The organism is Staphylococcus sp. LCT-H4, assembly GCF_001866145.1.
In the GTDB taxonomy this organism is placed as follows: domain Bacteria; phylum Bacillota; class Bacilli; order Staphylococcales; family Staphylococcaceae; genus Staphylococcus; species Staphylococcus succinus.
The window spans coordinates 37,485-58,434 of sequence record NZ_MODY01000005.1 but is presented as its reverse complement, the minus strand read 5'-3'; the positions used below and the strand labels follow the sequence as shown (position 1 = coordinate 58,434).

Sequence of the window (20,950 nt, the reverse complement as noted above, 5' to 3'; positions counted from 1 at the left end):
ATTTTTTATTTCACTCTAATAAATTGCTTTTCTAATTGAGCAAGATCTTTTTGAATACTTGCATCCATAACTTTTGTGCCGACTTTAATTCGAACGCCACCAATAAGCTCTGGATTAATTTTATTTGTAATCATAACTTTAGTAAGATTTGTACGTGATTTAATTAGTGATTCCATGCGTGATAAATCTTCTTCAGATAATTCATACACGGATTCAACTACTGCCTCATCTTGATTATGATGTTGATTATACATAGCTACAAAAGCGATATATATATCATGAATATGTGAGAGATGACGATTATTAGCAAGTATCGTTAACATGTTTTGTAAGTATTGATTGGCATGGCCAAAAACAACAGTTACAAAACGACGACGTTGCTGAACATCTTTATGAGGATCTTCATCAAACGCTTTTAATTTTTTTGTCTCTGTTTGAACTGCTTCATTGATTGTTGAAAGTTCTTCGTACATTAAATCAAGATTATTATTATCTATAGCAGTGTCAAATAACGCCTTGGCATATTTTTTTGCTATGTTAGCCATTATTTATCGCCTGCCTCTTTAATGTACTTTTCAACTAATTCTTTTTGGTCTTTTTCTGAAATTTCTTTTTGTAATACTTTAGAAGCTATTAATACAGAAAGCTCAGAAACTTGATTGTTAATATCAGCAATAGCGCGTTCTTTTTGGCTGTTGATTTCATTTTGTGCAGTTTCAACCATGCCATTTGCTCTAATATTTGCTTCATGAATAATTTCTTCATGTTGTTTGCGTGCTTGAATTTTAGAGTCTTCTAAAATCTTTTGAACCTCATCTTGTGTTTCTTTTAGTGTTTGTTTGTTTTGTTCTTCTAACTTTTGTGCATTTAGCTTAGCTTGTTCGGCATCATCAATATCTTTATTAATATCGCGTTCACGTTTATCCATTACTTCTTTTAATGGACCCCATGCGAATTTTTTCAATAAAGCCAGCAGGACTAGAAATGTTACTAATGTAACAAGCACTGTCCCCCACTGAACACCTGAAGCTTCAGCTGCACCAAGTACGAACATATTTGTCGTAGCAGTCACTTACATAGACACTCCTTTCATTCATTATAATCGTAATTCTATAGATAAAAACGAATGGCGAAAGCACATAATGGCTTCGCCTTTTACGAAAAATGTAATTACATGAACATTACGATGAATGAAATTACAAGACCAAGGATAGGTAATGCTTCAACTAAACCAATACCGATAAACATAATTGACATTAACTGTCCACGTGCTTCTGGTTGACGAGCGACACCTTCTACTGTTCTTGAAACGATAAGACCATTACCAATACCTGCTCCTAGTGCTGATAAACCGATTGCGATTGCTGCTGCGATTAAATTCATTTATTAAATCCTCCTAATTTTCTCTTTTAATTTTTTTATTTTTAATGGCTGTCCTGAACTTTATGGGACATATACACCATTGATAACATTATGAATATATAAGCCTGTATTGCGCCAATAAATATTGAGAATGCTTGCCAAATAACTAAACCTGGTAACCCTATAATCCAACCCCATGCTGGGAAGTTAAATATTAATCCAGCTAATAAGCCTAGTAATAACTCACCTGCAAAAATGTTACCGTATAAACGTAACCCTAACGTTAGGGTTGAAGTAAACTCTTCAAACACGTTAATCGGCATAAGGAATATAGGTTTTGTATAATTTCCAAAGTATTTCTTGGTGCTTTTCATCTTAAGTCCATAAAAATGTGTTAACAATATTACTAATGTAGACAATGTTAGCGTTACTGTTGCATCAGCAGTTGGTGATTTCCACCACAAGGTATGTCCTGAAACAATAGAGAACGGTAAACCAATCATATTACTAACAAATAGAAACAGTATCAATGTCACTGCAAGGAAGTGGAATTGCCCACCTTTTGACCATGCCAAATTACTTTCTATAATGCCTCTAACAAAGTCAAATACCCATTCTATAAAGTTCTGTTTACCAGTTGGACGTTTCTTGAGGTTTCGTGTGCATATAATAGCTATGATAAAAACAATAACCGCTGAAATAATCAACATCATAATAGACGATAGATTAAACACGATGTCTATACCAAACACATTCCAACCGACTAGAGGGTGTTCATGTTGCATTCTTTCTCACCTCTTTCATTTTTAAAAATTTAGTTCTTTTGAATAAATGGTTTGAAGATAATTAAAACATATGAAATCAATAAACCAACAATTACACCAAAAATATTAATATAGTCTTTAAATAATACCCAAATGCAACAAGCTAGGATCACCGTTAAATATCTCCACACGTTGCCCGTTGAAATATGTATGTTATCCTTTTCTTTAGCTTTTGCTAAAAAATATTCAAACGTAAAGGTGTTAATAAGTGAACCTATTGTTCCAATAACAAGACCTAATATAAATGGCGAGCATGTGAAAATAAACACAATAACTAGTACAATGATACCATATAAATAGTACTGTATGTACTGATTAAAAATGATATTGAAACGTTTCATTTTTGTGCCTCGTTTCATTTTATAGTTCATTTATGAAAACCGTTCCAATCATATAGTTTTAATAATAATATAGGGTAGTTAACGTGTCAATTCTATTCAAATTGTAGTTAAAATTTTTACAAGCTTGTCACAAAATCGACACATTAAGCCCAATATTATTTGAAAGACTCCGGTTTTTCTGAAATTAAGTGGAAATAGTATTTTATATTTTCACAAATTCTTTTTGATGCTTTACCATCTCCATAAGGATTACGTGCTTCACTCATAGATTGATATACCGTCTCATCTTCTAACAATTGTTTTGTTGATTCAAATATATGTTGCTCATTTGTACCAACGATTTTCAGTGTGCCTGCATCCACGCCTTCGGGCCTTTCAGTAGCATCTCTCAATACTAAAACAGGTTTCCCCAGTGACGGCGCTTCTTCTTGTACACCACCCGAATCTGTTAATATCAGATAAGCTTGTTGAGCAAAATTATGAAAATCAACCACTTCTAACGGTTCTATCAGTTCAATACGTGCATGGTTAGACAAATATTTGTCTGCTATTTGTCTAACTTTCGGATTTTTGTGTACAGGATAAACCACTACAACATCTTCATACAATTCTACAATATCTCTAATAGCTTTAAAGATATGAGCCATAGGTTCACCTATATTCTCACGTCTATGTGCAGTTAATAAAATAATGCGTTTGTCTCTATGTTTTTCAATAATTGCTGATTGATAATTATTATGAATTGTTGTCTTCATCGCATCAATTGCAGTGTTACCTGTAACAACAATAGATTCTAAAGGTTTATTTTCTGCAATCAGATTATTTGCAGCATTATTGGTAGGAGCAAAGTTTAAATCAGCCATTACTCCTACCATTTGCCTATTCATTTCTTCAGGAAATGGAGCATATTTATCCCATGTTCTTAATCCCGCTTCCACGTGACCGATAGGAATCTGATTATATAATGCTGCTAAACTCCCAGCGAATGTTGTCATAGTATCACCATGAACAAGTATCATATCCGGTTGTTCTTTTTTGATAACATCCTCAATCCTTGTCAATATACGAGAAGTAATATCAGATAGTGACTGACCTTGTTTCATAATATTCAAATCATAGTCTGGTTCTATATGAAAGCTGGTTAGTACAGAATCTAACATTTCTCTATGCTGTGCAGTAACCACAACTACAGGTTCTAGTTCAGCATCATTTTGCAATTCTAATACTAGAGGTGCCATTTTCACTGCTTCAGGACGTGTCCCAAAGACAGTCATTATTTTTTTCATTTTACTCCACTCCTGGACGAAACTATTTTGTTCCGAATAAACGGTCTCCTGCATCACCTAGCCCTGGTGTAATATAAGCATGATCATCTAATTTTTCATCTAATGCTGCGATGAAAATATCGACATCTTCATGTGCTTCTTGTAGTTTTTCTACACCTTCAGGCGCTGCGATTAAGCACATAAAACGAATGTTTTTCGCGCCACGTTTCTTCAAAGAATTAATAGCTTCAATAGCTGATGCACCTGTTGCTAACATAGGGTCCACGACTACGATTTCTCTTTCTTCAATATCTTGTGGTAATTTCACAAAATATTCTACCGCTTCAAGTGTTTCTGGATCTCTATATAAACCAACGTGACCAATTCTAGCTGCCGGTACTAAATTAAGTATGCCTTGTGTCATACCTAAACCTGCTCTAAGAATCGGTACAAACGCTAATTTTTTACCAGTTAAACGTTTAGCTATCATTTTAGTCACAGGTGTTTCAACTTCAACGTCTTGTAATTCTAAATCTCTCGTTACTTCGTATGCCATAAGCATACCCACTTCATCTACTAACTCTCTGAATTCTTTTGTCCCAGTATGTACATCACGAATATAACTTAATTTGTGTTGAATTAGCGGGTGATCAAAAACATGTACTTTGCCCATAATTTACTTCCTCCAATTTTAATTATATAAAGGATGTTTTGTAGTTAGAGCTTTAACTCTTTCTTTTCCTTCTTCTAATGCTTTTTCATCCTCAGGATTTTTTAATACTAAGCTGATTATTTTTGCAACTTCTTCAAAAGCAGCTTCATCAAATCCACGTGTTGTTGCAGCAGGTGTACCTAAACGAACACCACTTGTTACGAATGGTTTTTCTTGGTCAAAAGGAATTGTATTTTTATTACATGTAATGCCGATAGCGTCTAATGCTTCTTCAGCTGCTTTACCTGTAATGCCAACAGAATCTTTAACGTTTAAAGCAACTAAATGATTATCGGTACCGCCTGATACAACTTTGAAACCTTCACTTATAAGTGTTTCAGCTAGCGTTTTAGCATTTTTAACTACTTGTTGTTGGTATACTTTAAAGTCATCTTGTAGCGCTTCACCAAATGCTACTGCTTTAGCAGCGATAACATGCTCTAAAGGTCCGCCTTGAATACCAGGGAAAATTGTTTTATCAATTTGTTTTTTGTATTCTTCTTTACATAAAATCATTCCACCACGAGGTCCGCGTAATGTTTTATGTGTAGTTGTAGTTACAAAGTCTGCGTATTCTACAGGATTTGGATGTAAACCAACAGCAACTAAACCAGCGATGTGTGCCATATCTACCATTAATTTTGCGCCTACTTCATCTGCAATTTCTCTGAATTTTTTGAAATCAATAGTTCTAGAGTAAGCTGAAGCACCTGCGACAATTAATTTAGGTTGACTTTCTTTAGCAACTTTTAATACTTCATCATAATCGATTTGTTCATTTTCTTTGTCTACACCATACTCAACAAAATTGTAGAATTGGCCACTAAAGTTTACAGGGGCACCGTGTGTTAAGTGGCCTCCATGACTTAAGTTCATTCCTAATACAGTATCACCGTGTTCTAATGCTACGAGATAAACAGCCATATTTGCCTGAGAACCAGAGTGTGGTTGGACATTGACATGTTCAGCACCAAATAATTTTTTGGCACGTTCGATTGCTAAAGTTTCAGATACATCCACATATTCACAACCGCCATAGTATCTTCTGTTTGGATAACCTTCAGCATATTTGTTTGTTAATACTGAACCTTGCGCTTCCATAACTGCTTCTGAAACAAAGTTTTCTGAAGCAATAAGCTCGATATTGTTGTTTTGACGGTTGAATTCATTTTGAATCACTTCATATATTTCTTTATCTTGCTCTTGAATAAATGACATTGGGTAATTTCCTCGTTTCTGTATTAGATATATTTTGCTCTTTCGCCACCAATTTTCTTAGGTCTTGAAGAAGCGATTGTTACAATTGCTTCACCAATTTGCTTAACACTTGTACGTTCTGGAATCGCTACATGCTGTATATGCATCCCAATTAAAGTTTGACCTATATCAATACCTCTTGGAACTGATATGTGTTCAACTACGATTGGATCTTGCATATGACGATAGGCATATGTTGATAAGCTACCACCTGCATGAACATCAGGTATTACTGTCACTTCTTCCATCGTAAGTGGGTTGAAATTAGACCTTTCAATGGTTATTGCTCTATTAATATGTTCGCAGCCTTGAAACACAAAAGATGTACCTGTTTCATGTTCAACTTCTTTAAGTGCTTCAAAAATTTCTTGTGCTACTTCCATTGATCCAACACTGCCTATACGTTGACCAATAACTTCTGAAGTAGAACAACCAATTACGCATAATTCATTAGCTTTAAAGAATGATTTTGACTTTAACTCATTTAGCAATAACTTCAAATCTTCCATTCTCCCACCCCATTTAAAACATTGATTTTAAAAGTATATATATACCTAGATGTGATGAAACATACAAAAAATAACCGATAGCAAATTTGCTACACGTCATTATTATAACGTATTTAGTTACTCACTTATACCAATTTCACAAATTTATTACTTTAATATTTTATTTTTTAAACGTTCTATCAGTATAGTCAATTCGTCATAAATTTTAAGGTAGTCTGCTTCATTCCCGCCATATGGGTCAAAGACTTCTCCATTTTGCTGAACGTATTCATTTAAAGTAAACACTTTTTCAGTATCAACATAATTTTGTTGAATTGCTGCTTTATGTGCTCGCGACATCGTCAATATTAAATCGGCATTCAAATCTGTTTCGTTAAATACCTTTGCATGAGATGGGTTAGGCAACTTGTTTTCATTTAATATATTCAATGTGTGTTGTGAAGTCGATGCTCCCTCTATTGCAAAAATACCACGTGATTCAATTGTGATTGATGGCATTTTAGCTTTAGCTATACTTTCTGCCATAGGACTTCTACAAGTATTACCTGTACAAACAAAAATTATTCTCATAGCTGCTCTCCTTTTATGATTGATTGATTTGTAGCTTTCATCATTCTATTCATAATTGCTGTTGTACTATCGTTGATTTGAAAACCATAAATATATGCATTTTCAATTGTCGTTTCTTCATCGATTTGATGCAATATAGGATATAGGTTATGATTAGCACCTTTAATATCATCCTCAGTTTCACATAAAGGTATGAAAATAGCTGTTTTAGGTACAATATTTCGTTTACTTTTAGGCAAAATAAAAGCAGTATGACTCCAGTCTTTATTTGAGATAGGAGTGTCACCATTTAATTCTTCAACAATCTGTATCGGCGTATCCGGGGCATAATGCTTATATTTCATACCCGGGGCTATAGGTTGTTCTATATTTAAAGTTGTTTCTGTAGCAATACTATTTGGGATAATACTTTCAATCATTGTCTTTGTAATTGAACCAGGTCTAGCTATCCTAAATGGAAATTGTGTACAGTCTAATACGGTACTTTCTAACCCTTCTTCACTTTGATCACCATGAATAATGCCATCTATACGTCCAGCTAAATCATTAAACACGTGATCAAAAGTTGTCGGTGAGGGTCTACCACTTAAATTTGCACTAGGTGCAGCTATTGGCATATCTACATATCTTAATATTTCTCTTCCAATTGGATGGCTTGGCATTCTCACTGCTATCGATGCAAGACCTCCACTTACACGTTTACATAAGTACCCTTCTTTCAAAGGTAAGATAAAGGAAATTGGCCCTGGCCAAAAATGTTTCATCAATAATTTGATATCCTCTGTTAACCCAGTAGTAAAGGCTTTTAAATCATTTATATCATATATGTGTACAATCAATGGGTTATCTGACGGTCTTCCTTTTGCCTCAAAAATCTTTTTAACCGCTTCATCATTTCTAGCATCGGCGCCTAATCCATATACTGTCTCTGTAGGCAAGGCAATTAATCCACCTTGTTCAAATATATCTTTTATTTCATTAATATAAGGATAATCGCTCAGTTGATTTTTATAATCACGTACATCCCATATCTTCGTTTCCATCCAAACACATCCTTTCATTACATTATTAATTTTAAAACAAAATAAGAAGTTATGCACTTACATGACTAATCATGTCTAGTACATAACTTCCTATCACCACTCAAAGGAAATGATTCTATCATTTCCATTAATGTCTTTTATAATATGAACATCTAATAACGGATATTTAGCATTAATTTTTTGTTTTAACGTTGGACCTTGTTTAAACCCGATTTCAAATACTACTTTAGCTTGAGGTAATAATATTTCTGGTAACTGCTCCAATATCTTTTCGTATATTTTATACCCTTTATCCTCTGCAAAAAGCGCATTATGCGGTTCATATTTTAAAACAGTGTCATCCATGAGCGTTGCCTCATCATCGTCTATATAAGGAGGATTGGAAATAAGCCCATTCACTTTTATACCTTGAGTGATTAATGGTTCCAATGTATCACCTTGTAGAAATTGGACATCTACCTGATGTAATTGTGCATTTTCTTTTGCAATCATCAATGGTTCACTATATAGATCCGTGGCATACACTTCTAATGTTTCATCCATCATTTTTAGCGTGACCGGAATATTGCCACTCCCAGTTCCTATATCAACCACGCAATCACCATGATTTAATTGTTTAAAGAAATGAAGCATAACTTCTTCAGTTTCTGGTCGTGGTATCAAACAATGTTGACTCACTTTAAAGGTTTCTCCGTAAAACGATTGGAATCCTACAATATATTGAATAGGTTCTCCCGTTAACATTCGTTCTTTAGCGGTATTAAAAAGCAACAAATGTTCATTGGGAACATCATCATTAAGATGCGTGATAAAGTCTGATTTACTCCAACGAAACAAATCTAACATTAACCACTCGGCACGACTAGGTTCAAAACCTATCTCAACACACTTGGCTTTTGCTTCATCAAGCACAGCTTTATAATTCACCATTATTAAGCTCTTTCAATTTGTCAGTTTGTTCTGCTACTGTTAATGCATCTATAACTTCGTCCAATTTCCCTTCCATAATTTGATCTAACTTTTGCAGTGTTAAACCAATGCGGTGGTCAGTCACACGACTTTGAGGATAATTGTATGTTCTAATACGTTCTGAACGATCACCTGAACCAACAGCTGATTTACGTTGAGCAGCATATTTTTGTTGCTCTTCTTGTAATTTCATATCAAATAAGCGCGCTTTTAATACTTTCATCGCTTTTTCACGGTTTTGTATTTGAGATTTTTCTGAAGAGGTTGCAATGATGCCTGTTGGAATATGTGTAATACGCACAGCTGAATCTGTAGTATTGACATGTTGACCACCCGCACCACTAGAACGGTACGTATCGATTTTAATATCTTCGTTGCGAACTTCTATTTCAACATCTTCTACTTCTGGTAATACTGCCACCGTTGCAGTTGAAGTATGGATACGTCCACCTGATTCTGTCTCTGGAACACGTTGTACACGATGCGCACCATTTTCATATTTTAATTTACTAAATGCACCTGTACCTGAAACTGAGAAACTGATTTCTTTATAACCACCATGGTCACTTTCAGCTGCTTCAACAATTTCAGTTTTATAATTTTGAATTTCAGCATACTTAGAATACATTCTATATAAGTCACCCGCAAAAATTGCTGCTTCGTCTCCACCAGCAGCAGCACGAATTTCAACAATTACGTTTTTATCGTCATTTGGGTCTTTAGGAATCAATAATAATTTAAGTGATTCTTCAAGTTCAGGTATTCTGCTGTTTAGAGATTGACTCTCTTCTTTTAACATTTCGATTTCTTCTTTGTCTTTTGTTTCTTTTAACATTTCTTCTACATCTGCAACGTCTTCTTTTACTTGTTTATATTCACGATAAACCTCAACAGTTTTTTGTAAATCTGCTTGTTCTTTTGAATATTTACGTAAGTTATTAGGATCGTTTACAACTTCTGGATCACTCAATAATTCATTTAATTGTTCGTATCTTTCTTCTACAATATCTAATTGATCAAACACTACATTTCCTCCTTCATATGATCACTTGGTGCAACGATGTGATGGGCCCTACATCTCGGTTCATAACTTTCATTTGCTCCAACTAATATAACTGGATCATCTATTTTTGCTGGGTTTCCATCAATTAATCTTTGTGTGCGACTTGAAGAAGCACCACAAACAGCACAAACTGCTTGCAGTTTCGTAACTGCTTCACTCACAGCCAATAGTTTAGGGATTGGTTCAAAGGGTTGACCTCTAAAGTCCATATCTAATCCTGCTGTAATGACTCTATGACCTTTTGCAGCTAATTGTTCAACAATTTTTACTACGCCTTCTTCAAAAAATTGCACTTCATCTATACCTATGACATCAACTTCTGTCAAATCGTGTTTTAGTATCTCGGCTGCTGTTGAAATATTGATTGCTTCAATAGCATTACCATTGTGAGAAACAATCTTATCTTTATGATAGCGGTCATCTATAGCCGGTTTAAATACAACTACTTTTTGCTTAGCATAAAGGCCTCTTCTTAATCGACGAATTAATTCTTCAGATTTACCACTAAACATACTTCCAGTAATACATTCAATCCATCCGGAATGATAAGTTTCATACATCATGCGTTCCACCTTTTTTCAAAACATAATCGATTCATTATATCATATTTTATGAAATGAAATATGCTATTTTTCTAAGATATTTTGTTATTTTATGTATCAGAACGGTTGAAACCCGTTCTTAATTTCATCGTATTTCACACTATCAAATACGTGATAATACAAAAAAAGCACTCTCATTATATGAGAATGCTTTTTCGCAACAATTATTCGTTGCTTGATTTGTAACCAAATTTTTTGTTGAAACGTTCCACACGACCATCCGCAGCAGCGAATTTTTGGCGTCCTGTGTAAAATGGATGTGAGTCAGATGAAATGTCTAAACGAATAACTGGGTATTCGTTGCCATCTTCCCATTCCATTGTTTCAGATGAAGATTTAGTTGAACCACTTAGGAATTTAAAATCCGTTGTTGTATCGTAAAATATAACAGTGTGGTATTCAGGATGAATATTTTGTCTCATTGTTTTCAGCTCCTTTGCCCTGAACCATCTGGAACAGAGTTTATTTGTGAGTTTTTTACCCAATACTTGATAATTATAATTGCTTTAATTATAAAACGCAACCCTTTATCCGATATTAAGTTATTATGGACTCGGTTATTTAAACTTTAAATAATTGGTTTTCCTGTCTTAGTGCTTTCTTTAGCAGCTTTTTGTAATTGTTCAAAAAATTCTTTATTGTTATCTGTACGTTTCAATTTACGTACAAATCTTTCTGTGAAGTCAAGCGAATCTGTAAACATATTACGTAATTGCCATAATGATTCTAATTCTTTAGGAGAAATCAATAATTCTTCTTTCCTTGTAGAACTACGACCAATATCAATGGCTGGAAATACACGTCGTTCCGCTAATTTACGGTCTAAGTGTAATTCCATATTACCTGTACCTTTAAACTCTTCGTATATCATGTCATCCATACGAGAACCTGTATCTACTAAGGCAGTTGCTAATATCGTCATACTGCCACCTGCTTCAATATTTCTTGCAGCGCCAAAGAACGCTTTAGGCTTGTGTAATGACGCTGGATCCAATCCACCAGATAAAGTACGGCCACTTGGTGGTATCACTAAATTATACGCACGCGCCAATCTTGTAATAGAATCCATTAAGATAATGACATCTTTCCCGACTTCAACAAGTCTCTTTGCACGCTCCAATAGTAATTCCGCCACTTTGACATGGTGTTGTGGTGGTTCATCAAACGTAGAATGTACAACTTCTGCTGATTCTACTGAACGTTCTATATCTGTAACTTCCTCTGGACGTTCTCCAACGAGTAATACAAATAATTCTGCATCTGGTTTATTGATAGCAATCGCGTTGGCAATTTCTTTTAATAAAGAAGTTTTACCTGCTTTTGGTGGTGCAACAATCAGACCACGTTGACCTAAACCTATCGGCGTTATTAGATCCATAATCCGAGTTGAATAATTTTGTTGTGTTGTTTCTAACATGATACGTTCTTCTGGATATAATGGTGTTAACGCTTGGAAGTGAGGACGCTTTTTTACTTCTTCTGCATTCTCATCATTTACAAAATCAACTTGTAATAAACCATAATATTTTTCATTATCTTTAGGCTTTCTTACTTTACCAGTAACTTTATCACCACGTTTAATTTCAAAACGTCGGATTTGACTGGCAGATATATAAATATCTTTTTCACCTTTAGAATAATTGACTGTTCTTAGGAAACCATAACCATCTTGTTGGATATCATCTAAGATACCTTCCATATAATAATTACCGTCTTTTTCCATTTGCGCTTCCATAATAGCAAGAACGAGTTCTTTTTTATTAAGTTTACTATAATTTATTAATTTAAGAGATTTTGCTTTTTGAGTGAGATCTTTTGTAGTGTAATTTTTGTACAATTCGTGGAACGACTCATATTGAGGTGATGTTCGTACTTTGTCAGGCATTATCTTGCACCCATTTCATAAATAAGTATTTAAATAACGTTTTGCATAGCGCTATTTACTTTTCTAACTATAGCAAATTTTTTATTTAATTACAAAATGTATTTTACTTACTAAATATCAAAAAAAGCAAGACAGATAGACTGTCTTGCTTTCAAACAACTGATTATTTATAATAACCAGCAATTGATTTTACTTCTAAGAATTCTTCAATACCATAGTCGCCCCATTCACGTCCAATACCTGATTGTTTATAACCACCAAATGGTAGATCTGGTTTACGTCCAGCATTATTAATTTCAACTGTTCCAGCTTCAATTGAACGTGCTACTTTTTGTAAGTTAGCTGTATCTTTACCATATACATATCCAGCTAAACCATATTTTGTATCATTAGCAATTTCAATTGCTTCATCTAAATCATTATATGTGATAATAGACATGACAGGACCAAAAATTTCTTCTTGTGCAATTGTCATTTTGTTATCGACGTTATTAAATACTGTCGGACGTGCAAAATATCCTTCGTTGATTCCTTCAGGTTTACCAGGTCCACCGAATAGTAATTCAGCACCTTCTTCAATACCTTTATCGATATATGATTGAACTTGGTCAAATTGTTTTTTATTAATAAGTGGTCCAACTTGAGTACCTTCTGCTCTAGGATCACCTACTTTAACTTGACTAAATTGCGCTTTAATAGCAGTTAAAAATTCTGCTTTGATACTCTCTGGCACTAATGTTCTTGTACCTGCAGTACAAACTTGTCCAGTATTGTGAATAACTTTATTCATAGCAGCACTAGCAGCACCTTCAATATCTGAATCATCTAAAATGATGAATGGTGATTTACCACCTAATTCAAGTGATACTTTTTTGAAATCTTCTGCGGCTTTTTTCATAATACTCGTACCAGTAGGACCTGAACCAGTAAATGAAACCATTCTCACTTTAGGATGTGAAGTCAATGGATTACCTACACCAATTCCGTCTCCATTCACTAAGTTGAACACACCTTTTGGCACGCCTACTTTATCAAATATTTCTGCTAAGATAATTGCAGCGAATGGTGTTTCTTCAGATGGTTTTAATACGACTGGACTACCTGCAGCAAATGCAGCAGCTAATTTTAATGAAGTTTGGTTAGTTGGGAAATTCCAAGGGGTAATTAGACCAGAAACGCCAATAGCCTCTTTCACTACTAAATCGTCGCCACGTCTTTCTTCAAACTGAAAATCATTTAATGCATCGCGCGCTGCTTCAAAATGATCTAATCCCATACGATAGTGAACTTCTTCTGAGACTGATAGCGGTGCACCCAATTCGTCCGTCATCGCTTCAATAAGGTCTTCTTTTCTATTTTTATATTCTTGAACAATTTTATCTAATAGTTCTTTTCTTTCTTGAACTGGAGTATTTCTAAATTCTAAATAAACATTTTCTGCGGCTTCTACTGCTTTGTTAACGTCTTCCTCGTTACCTTTAGCGATTGTACCTGCTACTTCTTCTGTAGCTGGATTAATCACTTCAAGCGTTTCTCCACTCGCACTTTCAACCCATTGTCCATTGATATATTGTTTATTGAAACTTCTCATTAATCATTCACTCCTTAACTTGTGTTGATACCCATATTCTAACCAAATTTTAAAATTTTTAAACAATACTGCTCACAAAAATAACATAAAACGTTTTCTTTATCATTTACTTTACGCCTTCATAGTTATTCATACGCTTTACCTAAATTATTTATATAGGAAATGCTTTAATTACTGTTGTTGATAAAAATAATGTATTTATTAAAAATTTTATAAAAAAAGACACTCACCTAGTAAATGAGTGTCCTACAAGTATTCGGACTGAATGTTATTTCTAACCTTCAGCCAATACATGTTTAAAATCAAAATTAATTGTTCTCAAGTTCAATATAATCTTGAGCCCATTTTTCCATTGGTACTAATGCTTTTGCCAAAGCATTACCTTTATCTGTAAGTTGGTATATGATATTCATTGGACTAGTAGAAACAATTTTTTTCTCTACTAATCCCCATTCACTTAAGTCTGTTAATTTTATACTAAGTGCACGTGGTGTGATTGTTTTCAAATCACGTTTCATGTCAGAAAAATGTGCTGAACTTTCTGTACACCTAGATAAATAATTAATTATAAGACCGTTCCAACTTCTCCCTACTATTTTAAAGGTTTCTTCTAGATAAGGGCAAACCTCCATGGTCATCACCTCATATCGCTTATATTCTATAATTAAAGTCACTTAAATCAAAACTTTAATTTTTTAGTATACTTATTATACCACAAAAATTAAACTTCTTCAGTCCAAATGTCTGCACCAAGTGATTTTAATGTTTCAACGATATCTGTATATCCACGATAAATATGTTTTACGTTATAAATTGTTGTTACACCTTCTGCTAATAAACCAGCAACTATAAGACATGCACCTGCACGTAAGTCACTTGCATAAACTTCAGCACCTGTAAGTTTAGATGGTTTAATTTTAGCTGTGCCGTCATCTGCTGTAATATCCGCACCCATTTGACGTAACTCATCTACATGTTTAAAACGTGCAGGATATATTGTCTCAGTTACAAAAGAAACCCCATCAGCCATAAATAATAATGGTGTAATTGGTTGTTGCAAGTCAGTAGCAAAACCTGGATAGACTAATGTTTTAATATCTACGCTTGTATAAGGTAAACTACGCTTAATTCTTGCGCTGTCTTCTCCAACTTCAATATCAACGCCTAATTCTTTTAATTTTACTATTAAAGGTTCTATATGCGTAGATATAATATTATTGACTTGAATACCATCGCCACATGCACCTGCTATACACATATACGTACCCGCTTCAATGCGATCTGGAATAACTTGATGACGTGAGCCATGCAAATGTTCCACACCATTAATCTTAATCGTACTCGTACCTGCACCTTTAATATCAGCACCCAGGCTTATTAAAAATGAAGCTACATCTACAACTTCAGGTTCTTTGGCAGCATTTTCTATCACTGTATGTCCCTCAGCACGCACAGCAGCCAACATAATATTTATCGTTGCACCAACACTCACAATATCTAAGAATATGTTAGCGCCTGTTAACTTATCTGCTTCGATTTTCATTGATGTTTCGCTAGATTCATCAATCTTTGCTCCTAAAGCTTTAAAACCTTTGATATGTTGATCAATTGGTCTAGGTCCTAATGGACAGCCTCCAGGCAAACCGATGACACATTTTTTAAACCTACCAAGCATAGCTCCCATCATATAATAAGATGCGCGTAAAGATTCAACTTTATTGTTAGGAAGCACAGCATTTTCAATTTCATTTGGATCTATTTCTAAAGTCGTTCCATCTAAATCCGTCTTAATATTTAAATCTCCTAATAAACTGACTAAAGTTTCAACGTCAGAGATTTGCGGAAGGCCTTCAATTGTTACATTATCCTCTGCTAAAATTGCAGCCGGGATAATAGCTACTGCACTATTCTTTGCTCCATGAATATTCACTTCGCCTTTAAGTGTTTGACCACCTCTAATTTTAATCACTTCTTGAGCCATTCGCTTGTTCTCCTTTACCTTTCTATCGGTATTTCTATTCCACTACAACATTAGCATTATAAATTAAATTTTTACGATTTGTAAAGTTCATCAATTTACCAAAACTTTTTCAAAATAATATTAAGTAATGTATAACATGAATAATTTTTTTCGCTACCTTTTTTATTCCCAATGTTTTACAGTCTAAATCATAATAATATGTTTTTCTTATAAAATTTATGTAAATACTTCGCATTTAATATTCTGTATTCATTACTAAATACAGTTAAATTATAACATAAAAAAATAACTATTATACAATAGTATAATAGTTATTTTATAATAGTTATTAAATTATTTTGCTTGGTTAGAAGTGCCAAACTCTTTAATTTTACCAATAACAGTTGCTTTGATTGCTTCACGTGCTGGTCCTAAATATTTACGAGGATCATACATTTCAGAATCATTGTTTAAAGCTTCACGAACAGCTTTAGCAGAAGCAATTTGGTTTTCAGTATTTACGTTGATTTTAGCTGTGCCAAATGGAATTGCTTTTTGGATATCTTTAGTTGGGATACCAGTACCACCGTGTAATACTAATGGTAAACCAGTTGAAGCACCAATTTCTTCCATTTCTTTGAAACCTAATTGAGGTTCACCTTTATAAGGTCCGTGTACTGAACCTAATGCTGGTGCTAATGTATCAATTCCTGTTCTTTCAACAAGTTCTTGACACTCTTTAGGATCTGCATAGATAACGCCTTCAGCGATTATGTCGTCTTCTTGTCCACCAACAGTACCTAACTCAGCTTCAACTGATACGCCATGTTCATGAGCATATTCTACAACTTTTGAAGTGATTTCGATATTGTCTTCAAATGATTCATGTGAAGCATCAATCATAACTGAAGTAAATCCAGCATCAATTGCTTCTTTACATTTTTCAAAGCTTGAACCGTGGTCTAAGTGAATTGCTACAGGAACTGTAATTTCTTTGTCGTGCATTAAACCTTCAACCATTTTCACTACAGTGTAGAAACCACCCATATAACGAGCAGCACCTTCAGATACACCTAAGATAACTGGAGCATTCTCTTCTTGAGAAGCTTCTAAGATCGCTTGTGTAAATTCTAAGTTATTTAAGTTGTATTGACCAACCGCATAACCATTTTCTTTTGCATCTATTAACATTTCTTTCATTGAAACTAAAGGCATGAAAGTTCCTCCTTGGTGCTTTAAGCACATATTTTTACAATCTAATTATATCAAAAACACAAACTTTTTGCATTATTCTGTATAATTGTAAGCGTTTTTATTTCATTTTTTATTTTTAAATCCTATAAATGAGTATATTTATCATCTTATTTTTTGTAAAATCACAACTTTACACACTTTCGTTTACAATTACTTATTAAAAATCATATATTTTTATACCAATAACGTTAAATACTATTTTCATCACTAAACTTTATAATTTGAAATTTTAAAAATAAAACGCATGGTTATTTAACTTATAATAAACCATGCGTTTTTTGTATGTTATTTATTTTGTTGATTTTTTAATGACGCTTCGATAAACGCTCTGAAAATTTGTTGTGGACGGTTAGGTCTAGATAAAAATTCTGGATGGAATTGACATGCAACGAAAAAGTCATTTTCAGGAATTTCTACCATTTCAACTAATCTGCCATCAGGGCTAGTACCAGAGAAAACCATTCCTTTAGCTTCTAGCTGTTCTCTATATTCATTGTTAAATTCATAACGATGACGGTGTCTTTCTTCAATATCAGATTCATTATAAATAGAATGCGCTAAAGTACCTTCTTTAATATGACAAGGATATAGTCCTAAACGTAAAGTACCACCTAAATCTTCGATATCTTTTTGTTCTGGTAATAAATCGATAATTGGGTATGGTGTATTTGGATCTAATTCCGCTGAATGTGCACCTTCTAAACCAATTACGTTTCTCGCAAACTCTACAGTTGCTAGTTGCATACCTAAACATATGCCGAAGTATGGTACGTTATTTTCACGAGCATATTTAATTGCTGAAATCTTACCTTCACTCGCACGGAATCCAAATCCTCCTGGAACTAAGATACCATCTACTTCAGATAATATATCTGCTACATTATCATCCGTAACTTCACTTGAATCAATCCATTTCACTTCTATATCTTTCTTGAATGGATAACCTGCGTGTTTTAATGATTCTACTACAGATAAATAAGCATCTTGCAAACTAACATATTTCCCAACTAAACCAATAGTTATTGTTCCTTCTAAACCATTCACGGTATCTAATAGGTGTTGCCATTCATCTAATTGTGTATCATATTTAGCATTGAGTTCTAATCTCTCGATTACAATATCATCCATATCTTGTTTACTCAATTGTAATGGAATTTCATATAATGAATCCGCATCACGACATTCAATAACGCTAGCTTTATCGATATCACAGAATAATGCAATTTTGTCTTTTAAATCTTGCGTTAATTCATATTCAGTACGAACGACAATCAAATCAGGTTGAATGCCTAAACCACGTAACTCTTTAACACTGTGTTGCGTTGGTTTTGTTTTCATTTCTCCTGCCGCTTTAATGTATGGTAATAGCGTACAATGTACATACATTACATTTTCTCGACCTAAATCACTTCTAATTTGTCTAATTGCTTCAATAAAAGGTAATGATTCAATATCTCCTGTTGTTCCACCAATTTCTGTGATAACAACATCAGCATTTGTACTTTCCCCCGCTAATAATAAACGCTCTTTAATTTCATTTGTAATATGAGGAATGACCTGAACAGTTCCACCTAGATAATCTCCACGACGTTCTTTTTTCAATACGTGAGAATATACTTTCCCTGCTGTTACGTTTGAATATTTATTTAAGTTAATATCAATAAAACGTTCATAATGTCCTAAGTCTAAATCTGTTTCTGCACCATCATCCGTCACAAATACTTCCCCATGTTGATATGGACTCATAGTACCTGGATCAACGTTTAAGTATGGATCGAATTTTTGAATTGTTACCTTTAATCCTCTATCTTTTAATAATCTTCCTAATGATGCAGCTGTAATACCTTTACCTAATGAAGAAACGACTCCACCAGTTACAAAAATAAATTTTGTCATGTTATGCCTCCTATTAATAAAACGGTATTTTCTTTCAATACCAGATATTGACACTTTAGTGTTTGATTCGATTCACTTGCTTATTTGTGGTTTATCCTGTTTTACATATTAAAATTATTGTTTAATATTATTGATATGTATTACTGTAATAAACAACTTTTAAAATAAACTAAAACTTTTATAGTAAATAAAATAAAAAAATCGCTCCCTCTCACAAGTTTGTAAGGGGGAGCGTATAATATTTATACACGTCGTCCTAATTAAAGGAGCCCGAATAAAATTTTATCATGTTCACGAGAAAAGTCAATTAAATATCACAGAATTACTTTTCTGTTTCTTCCTCTTCTTCAAAATCTTCTTCTTCTTCTTCGTCATCTAAGTCTTCATCATCTTCATCTATCACGATATCAGATTCATCAATTTCTTCATCAACGTCGTCTTCTTCTGGATCTTCTGGATCATTTAAAGTTTCTTGATCGTCTGTAACAGCTGGAATGTCATCATCATCGTCTGTTTCATCTTCACCAAGTAATTTTAAGTTTTTATCTTCTTCATCATCTTTATCAAGGATGTCGAATTTTTGGATTGTTGGCGCGATTTTTTCTTCAATATCATCTACTGAATACCAATCACGTAAGCCCCAAATGTTTTCTCCAACATTTAAGAAACGACCATCCGTATTTAAATCAGTGTAAAACTGTACAATTCTATCTTCAATTTCACGATCTTCATAGTGACCAAGTGCTTTAAACTCATCAATAATATCATATAGATTCATCGTATCGCTTTTTTCATGCAATAACGTATAGGCCATATCGATAAATGATTTCTCATCAACCATTTCTTTTGTATAATCTTGAATTCTCATAATTAAATATTCTTCCTTTCAAAGGCATTATCCAAATCAGTACTGTGTTCGTCTTAAATTATATTAACAAATGTAAATTATAAATGACAATATGAGATTTCGCAATCGCTATTAATAATTTAGGTATTTTTCAAAAACGATAAAATCATCTGCGGCATCAATTTCTACAAAATTGCTATTTATGCATAACGGTTTTAATTCGTTATTTTCGCCATATAAAGTTATCGTTAATAATTTAACTCCACCAAACTGTATTCTTATATATGTTGAGAGCTGTCTCAATGCGCTTTCAGCAATACCATGATGCCGTTCTTCTTTATTAACTTCTACTGACGATATGTTCATTCGGTCGTCGTGTTTTTCTAATGCAATAAATCCTACTTTGTAATCATCTTTAAATAAATCAATGATGTGTATATTATAAGGTGTATCATCCGTGCTAGGTTTTAATTTCAAAGAAGATACATATTTTGAATCTAAATCTAAATAATACAAGCGTTCTTTACCAATAGGTCCTTCTTCTTTAGTTGCAGCATGCATAAAACCAGCGCGTTCATATACATTCCAAGCACTTTTATTTTCAGCATCGACAACTAAATATAAATGATTAAACTCCGGAAATAGCAGTTGAACATATTGCGGAAGATGCATCATCATTTTTGTCCCATAACCAAAACCTTGGAAATGCTCATTAATTGATAATGATCTCACGTAAATGACTTGGTTAGGTGTATCGTAACCTTCATGTTGATAATATTGGTGCAACACAAAAAATCCCACTACTTGGCCTTTATCATTTAAAGCAATATTTGGAATTCTATTTTCATCATGAATCGCGTCTTCTAAAACATCTTTAGGTAAAGACGAATAAATTTGTTGGCGCTCATTTAATTTAAAATTATAGAGTTCATCTTTATATTGTTCTTCGTACACTTGAACAGTAATATTTTCGAATTGCTTTTTAATAAACATATTTAAT

At 33.6% G+C, this 20,950-nt stretch carries 23 protein-coding genes; all 23 read right to left on the bottom strand.

Going from position 1 to position 20,950, the window contains the following annotated elements:
* Nucleotides 1-5: 5 nt before the first annotated feature.
* Nucleotides 6-545 carry a F0F1 ATP synthase subunit delta gene (locus BK821_RS11850; protein WP_046837802.1) on the bottom strand — a complete coding sequence of 180 codons (540 nt, stop codon included), beginning with the start codon at nt 543-545 and terminating at the stop codon, nt 6-8.
* Nucleotides 545-1,072 carry a F0F1 ATP synthase subunit B gene (locus tag BK821_RS11845; RefSeq protein ID WP_071331707.1) on the bottom strand — a complete coding sequence of 176 codons (528 nt, stop codon included), beginning with the start codon at nt 1,070-1,072 and terminating at the stop codon, nt 545-547. Before BK821_RS11845 ends, BK821_RS11850 begins: the two co-directional genes overlap by 1 nt.
* A 98-nt stretch (nt 1,073-1,170) precedes the next feature.
* Entirely contained in the window at nt 1,171-1,383 is a 213-nt protein-coding gene (gene atpE, locus BK821_RS11840) for a F0F1 ATP synthase subunit C (protein WP_002510315.1), read from the bottom strand.
* Nucleotides 1,384-1,424: 41 nt separating this feature from the next.
* On the bottom strand, nt 1,425-2,147 hold the full coding sequence (atpB, locus tag BK821_RS11835; protein ID WP_071331706.1) for a F0F1 ATP synthase subunit A: 723 nt from the start codon (nt 2,145-2,147) through the stop codon (nt 1,425-1,427).
* Nucleotides 2,148-2,176: 29 nt separating this feature from the next.
* Nucleotides 2,177-2,527 carry an ATP synthase subunit I gene (locus tag BK821_RS11830; RefSeq protein ID WP_046837805.1) on the bottom strand — a complete coding sequence of 117 codons (351 nt, stop codon included), beginning with the start codon at nt 2,525-2,527 and terminating at the stop codon, nt 2,177-2,179.
* Between the two features lie 155 nt (nt 2,528-2,682).
* A complete protein-coding gene (wecB, locus tag BK821_RS11825) occupies nt 2,683-3,813 on the bottom strand; it encodes a non-hydrolyzing UDP-N-acetylglucosamine 2-epimerase (protein WP_046837806.1) in 1,131 nt (376 codons plus the stop codon).
* 22 nt (nt 3,814-3,835) lie between these two features.
* On the bottom strand, nt 3,836-4,465 hold the full coding sequence (gene upp, locus BK821_RS11820) for a uracil phosphoribosyltransferase (RefSeq protein WP_046837807.1): 630 nt from the start codon (nt 4,463-4,465) through the stop codon (nt 3,836-3,838).
* A gap of 18 nt (nt 4,466-4,483) precedes the next feature.
* Nucleotides 4,484-5,722: a serine hydroxymethyltransferase gene (glyA, locus tag BK821_RS11815; protein ID WP_046837808.1), complete on the bottom strand. Its 1,239-nt coding sequence runs from the start codon at nt 5,720-5,722 to the stop codon at nt 4,484-4,486.
* A 23-nt stretch (nt 5,723-5,745) separates the two neighbouring features.
* Nucleotides 5,746-6,270 carry a TIGR01440 family protein gene (locus BK821_RS11810; protein ID WP_046837809.1) on the bottom strand — a complete coding sequence of 175 codons (525 nt, stop codon included), beginning with the start codon at nt 6,268-6,270 and terminating at the stop codon, nt 5,746-5,748.
* 147 nt (nt 6,271-6,417) lie between these two features.
* Complete coding sequence (locus BK821_RS11805; RefSeq protein WP_046837810.1) at nt 6,418-6,840, bottom strand: low molecular weight protein arginine phosphatase; 423 nt, start codon at nt 6,838-6,840, stop codon at nt 6,418-6,420.
* A complete protein-coding gene (locus tag BK821_RS11800) occupies nt 6,837-7,883 on the bottom strand; it encodes an L-threonylcarbamoyladenylate synthase (protein ID WP_046837811.1) in 1,047 nt (348 codons plus the stop codon). Before BK821_RS11800 ends, BK821_RS11805 begins: the two co-directional genes overlap by 4 nt.
* A 93-nt stretch (nt 7,884-7,976) precedes the next feature.
* Nucleotides 7,977-8,813, bottom strand: coding sequence for a peptide chain release factor N(5)-glutamine methyltransferase (prmC, locus tag BK821_RS11795; RefSeq protein ID WP_046837812.1), 837 nt, complete (start codon nt 8,811-8,813; stop codon nt 7,977-7,979).
* Entirely contained in the window at nt 8,800-9,876 is a 1,077-nt protein-coding gene (gene prfA / locus BK821_RS11790; RefSeq protein ID WP_046837813.1) for a peptide chain release factor 1, read from the bottom strand. The genes prmC and prfA overlap by 14 nt, the downstream gene beginning before the upstream one ends.
* Entirely contained in the window at nt 9,876-10,475 is a 600-nt protein-coding gene (locus tag BK821_RS11785; RefSeq protein WP_046837814.1) for a thymidine kinase, read from the bottom strand. The genes prfA and BK821_RS11785 overlap by 1 nt, the downstream gene beginning before the upstream one ends.
* A gap of 206 nt (nt 10,476-10,681) precedes the next feature.
* Complete coding sequence (locus tag BK821_RS11780; protein ID WP_046837815.1) at nt 10,682-10,939, bottom strand: type B 50S ribosomal protein L31; 258 nt, start codon at nt 10,937-10,939, stop codon at nt 10,682-10,684.
* A gap of 146 nt (nt 10,940-11,085) precedes the next feature.
* Nucleotides 11,086-12,402 (bottom strand): transcription termination factor Rho, encoded by a 1,317-nt coding sequence (gene rho, locus BK821_RS11775; RefSeq protein ID WP_046837816.1) that lies wholly within the window; start codon nt 12,400-12,402, stop codon nt 11,086-11,088.
* Nucleotides 12,403-12,565: 163 nt separating this feature from the next.
* Nucleotides 12,566-13,993: an aldehyde dehydrogenase family protein gene (locus tag BK821_RS11770; protein ID WP_046837817.1), complete on the bottom strand. Its 1,428-nt coding sequence runs from the start codon at nt 13,991-13,993 to the stop codon at nt 12,566-12,568.
* Between the two features lie 308 nt (nt 13,994-14,301).
* Nucleotides 14,302-14,625 carry a winged helix-turn-helix transcriptional regulator gene (locus BK821_RS11765; protein ID WP_046837818.1) on the bottom strand — a complete coding sequence of 108 codons (324 nt, stop codon included), beginning with the start codon at nt 14,623-14,625 and terminating at the stop codon, nt 14,302-14,304.
* A gap of 89 nt (nt 14,626-14,714) precedes the next feature.
* Nucleotides 14,715-15,974 carry a UDP-N-acetylglucosamine 1-carboxyvinyltransferase gene (locus BK821_RS11760; RefSeq protein ID WP_046837819.1) on the bottom strand — a complete coding sequence of 420 codons (1,260 nt, stop codon included), beginning with the start codon at nt 15,972-15,974 and terminating at the stop codon, nt 14,715-14,717.
* Nucleotides 15,975-16,307: 333 nt separating this feature from the next.
* Nucleotides 16,308-17,168, bottom strand: a complete 861-nt coding sequence (fdaB, locus tag BK821_RS11755) for a class IIb fructose-bisphosphate aldolase FdaB (protein WP_046837820.1) — start codon at nt 17,166-17,168, stop codon at nt 16,308-16,310.
* A 324-nt stretch (nt 17,169-17,492) separates the two neighbouring features.
* Nucleotides 17,493-19,103: a CTP synthase gene (locus BK821_RS11750; RefSeq protein ID WP_046837821.1), complete on the bottom strand. Its 1,611-nt coding sequence runs from the start codon at nt 19,101-19,103 to the stop codon at nt 17,493-17,495.
* A 322-nt stretch (nt 19,104-19,425) separates the two neighbouring features.
* Complete coding sequence (gene rpoE / locus BK821_RS11745) at nt 19,426-19,971, bottom strand: DNA-directed RNA polymerase subunit delta (RefSeq protein ID WP_046837822.1); 546 nt, start codon at nt 19,969-19,971, stop codon at nt 19,426-19,428.
* Nucleotides 19,972-20,082: 111 nt separating this feature from the next.
* Nucleotides 20,083-20,943, bottom strand: coding sequence for a GNAT family N-acetyltransferase (locus tag BK821_RS11740; RefSeq protein WP_046837823.1), 861 nt, complete (start codon nt 20,941-20,943; stop codon nt 20,083-20,085).
* Between the last annotated feature and the right edge of the window lie 7 nt (nt 20,944-20,950).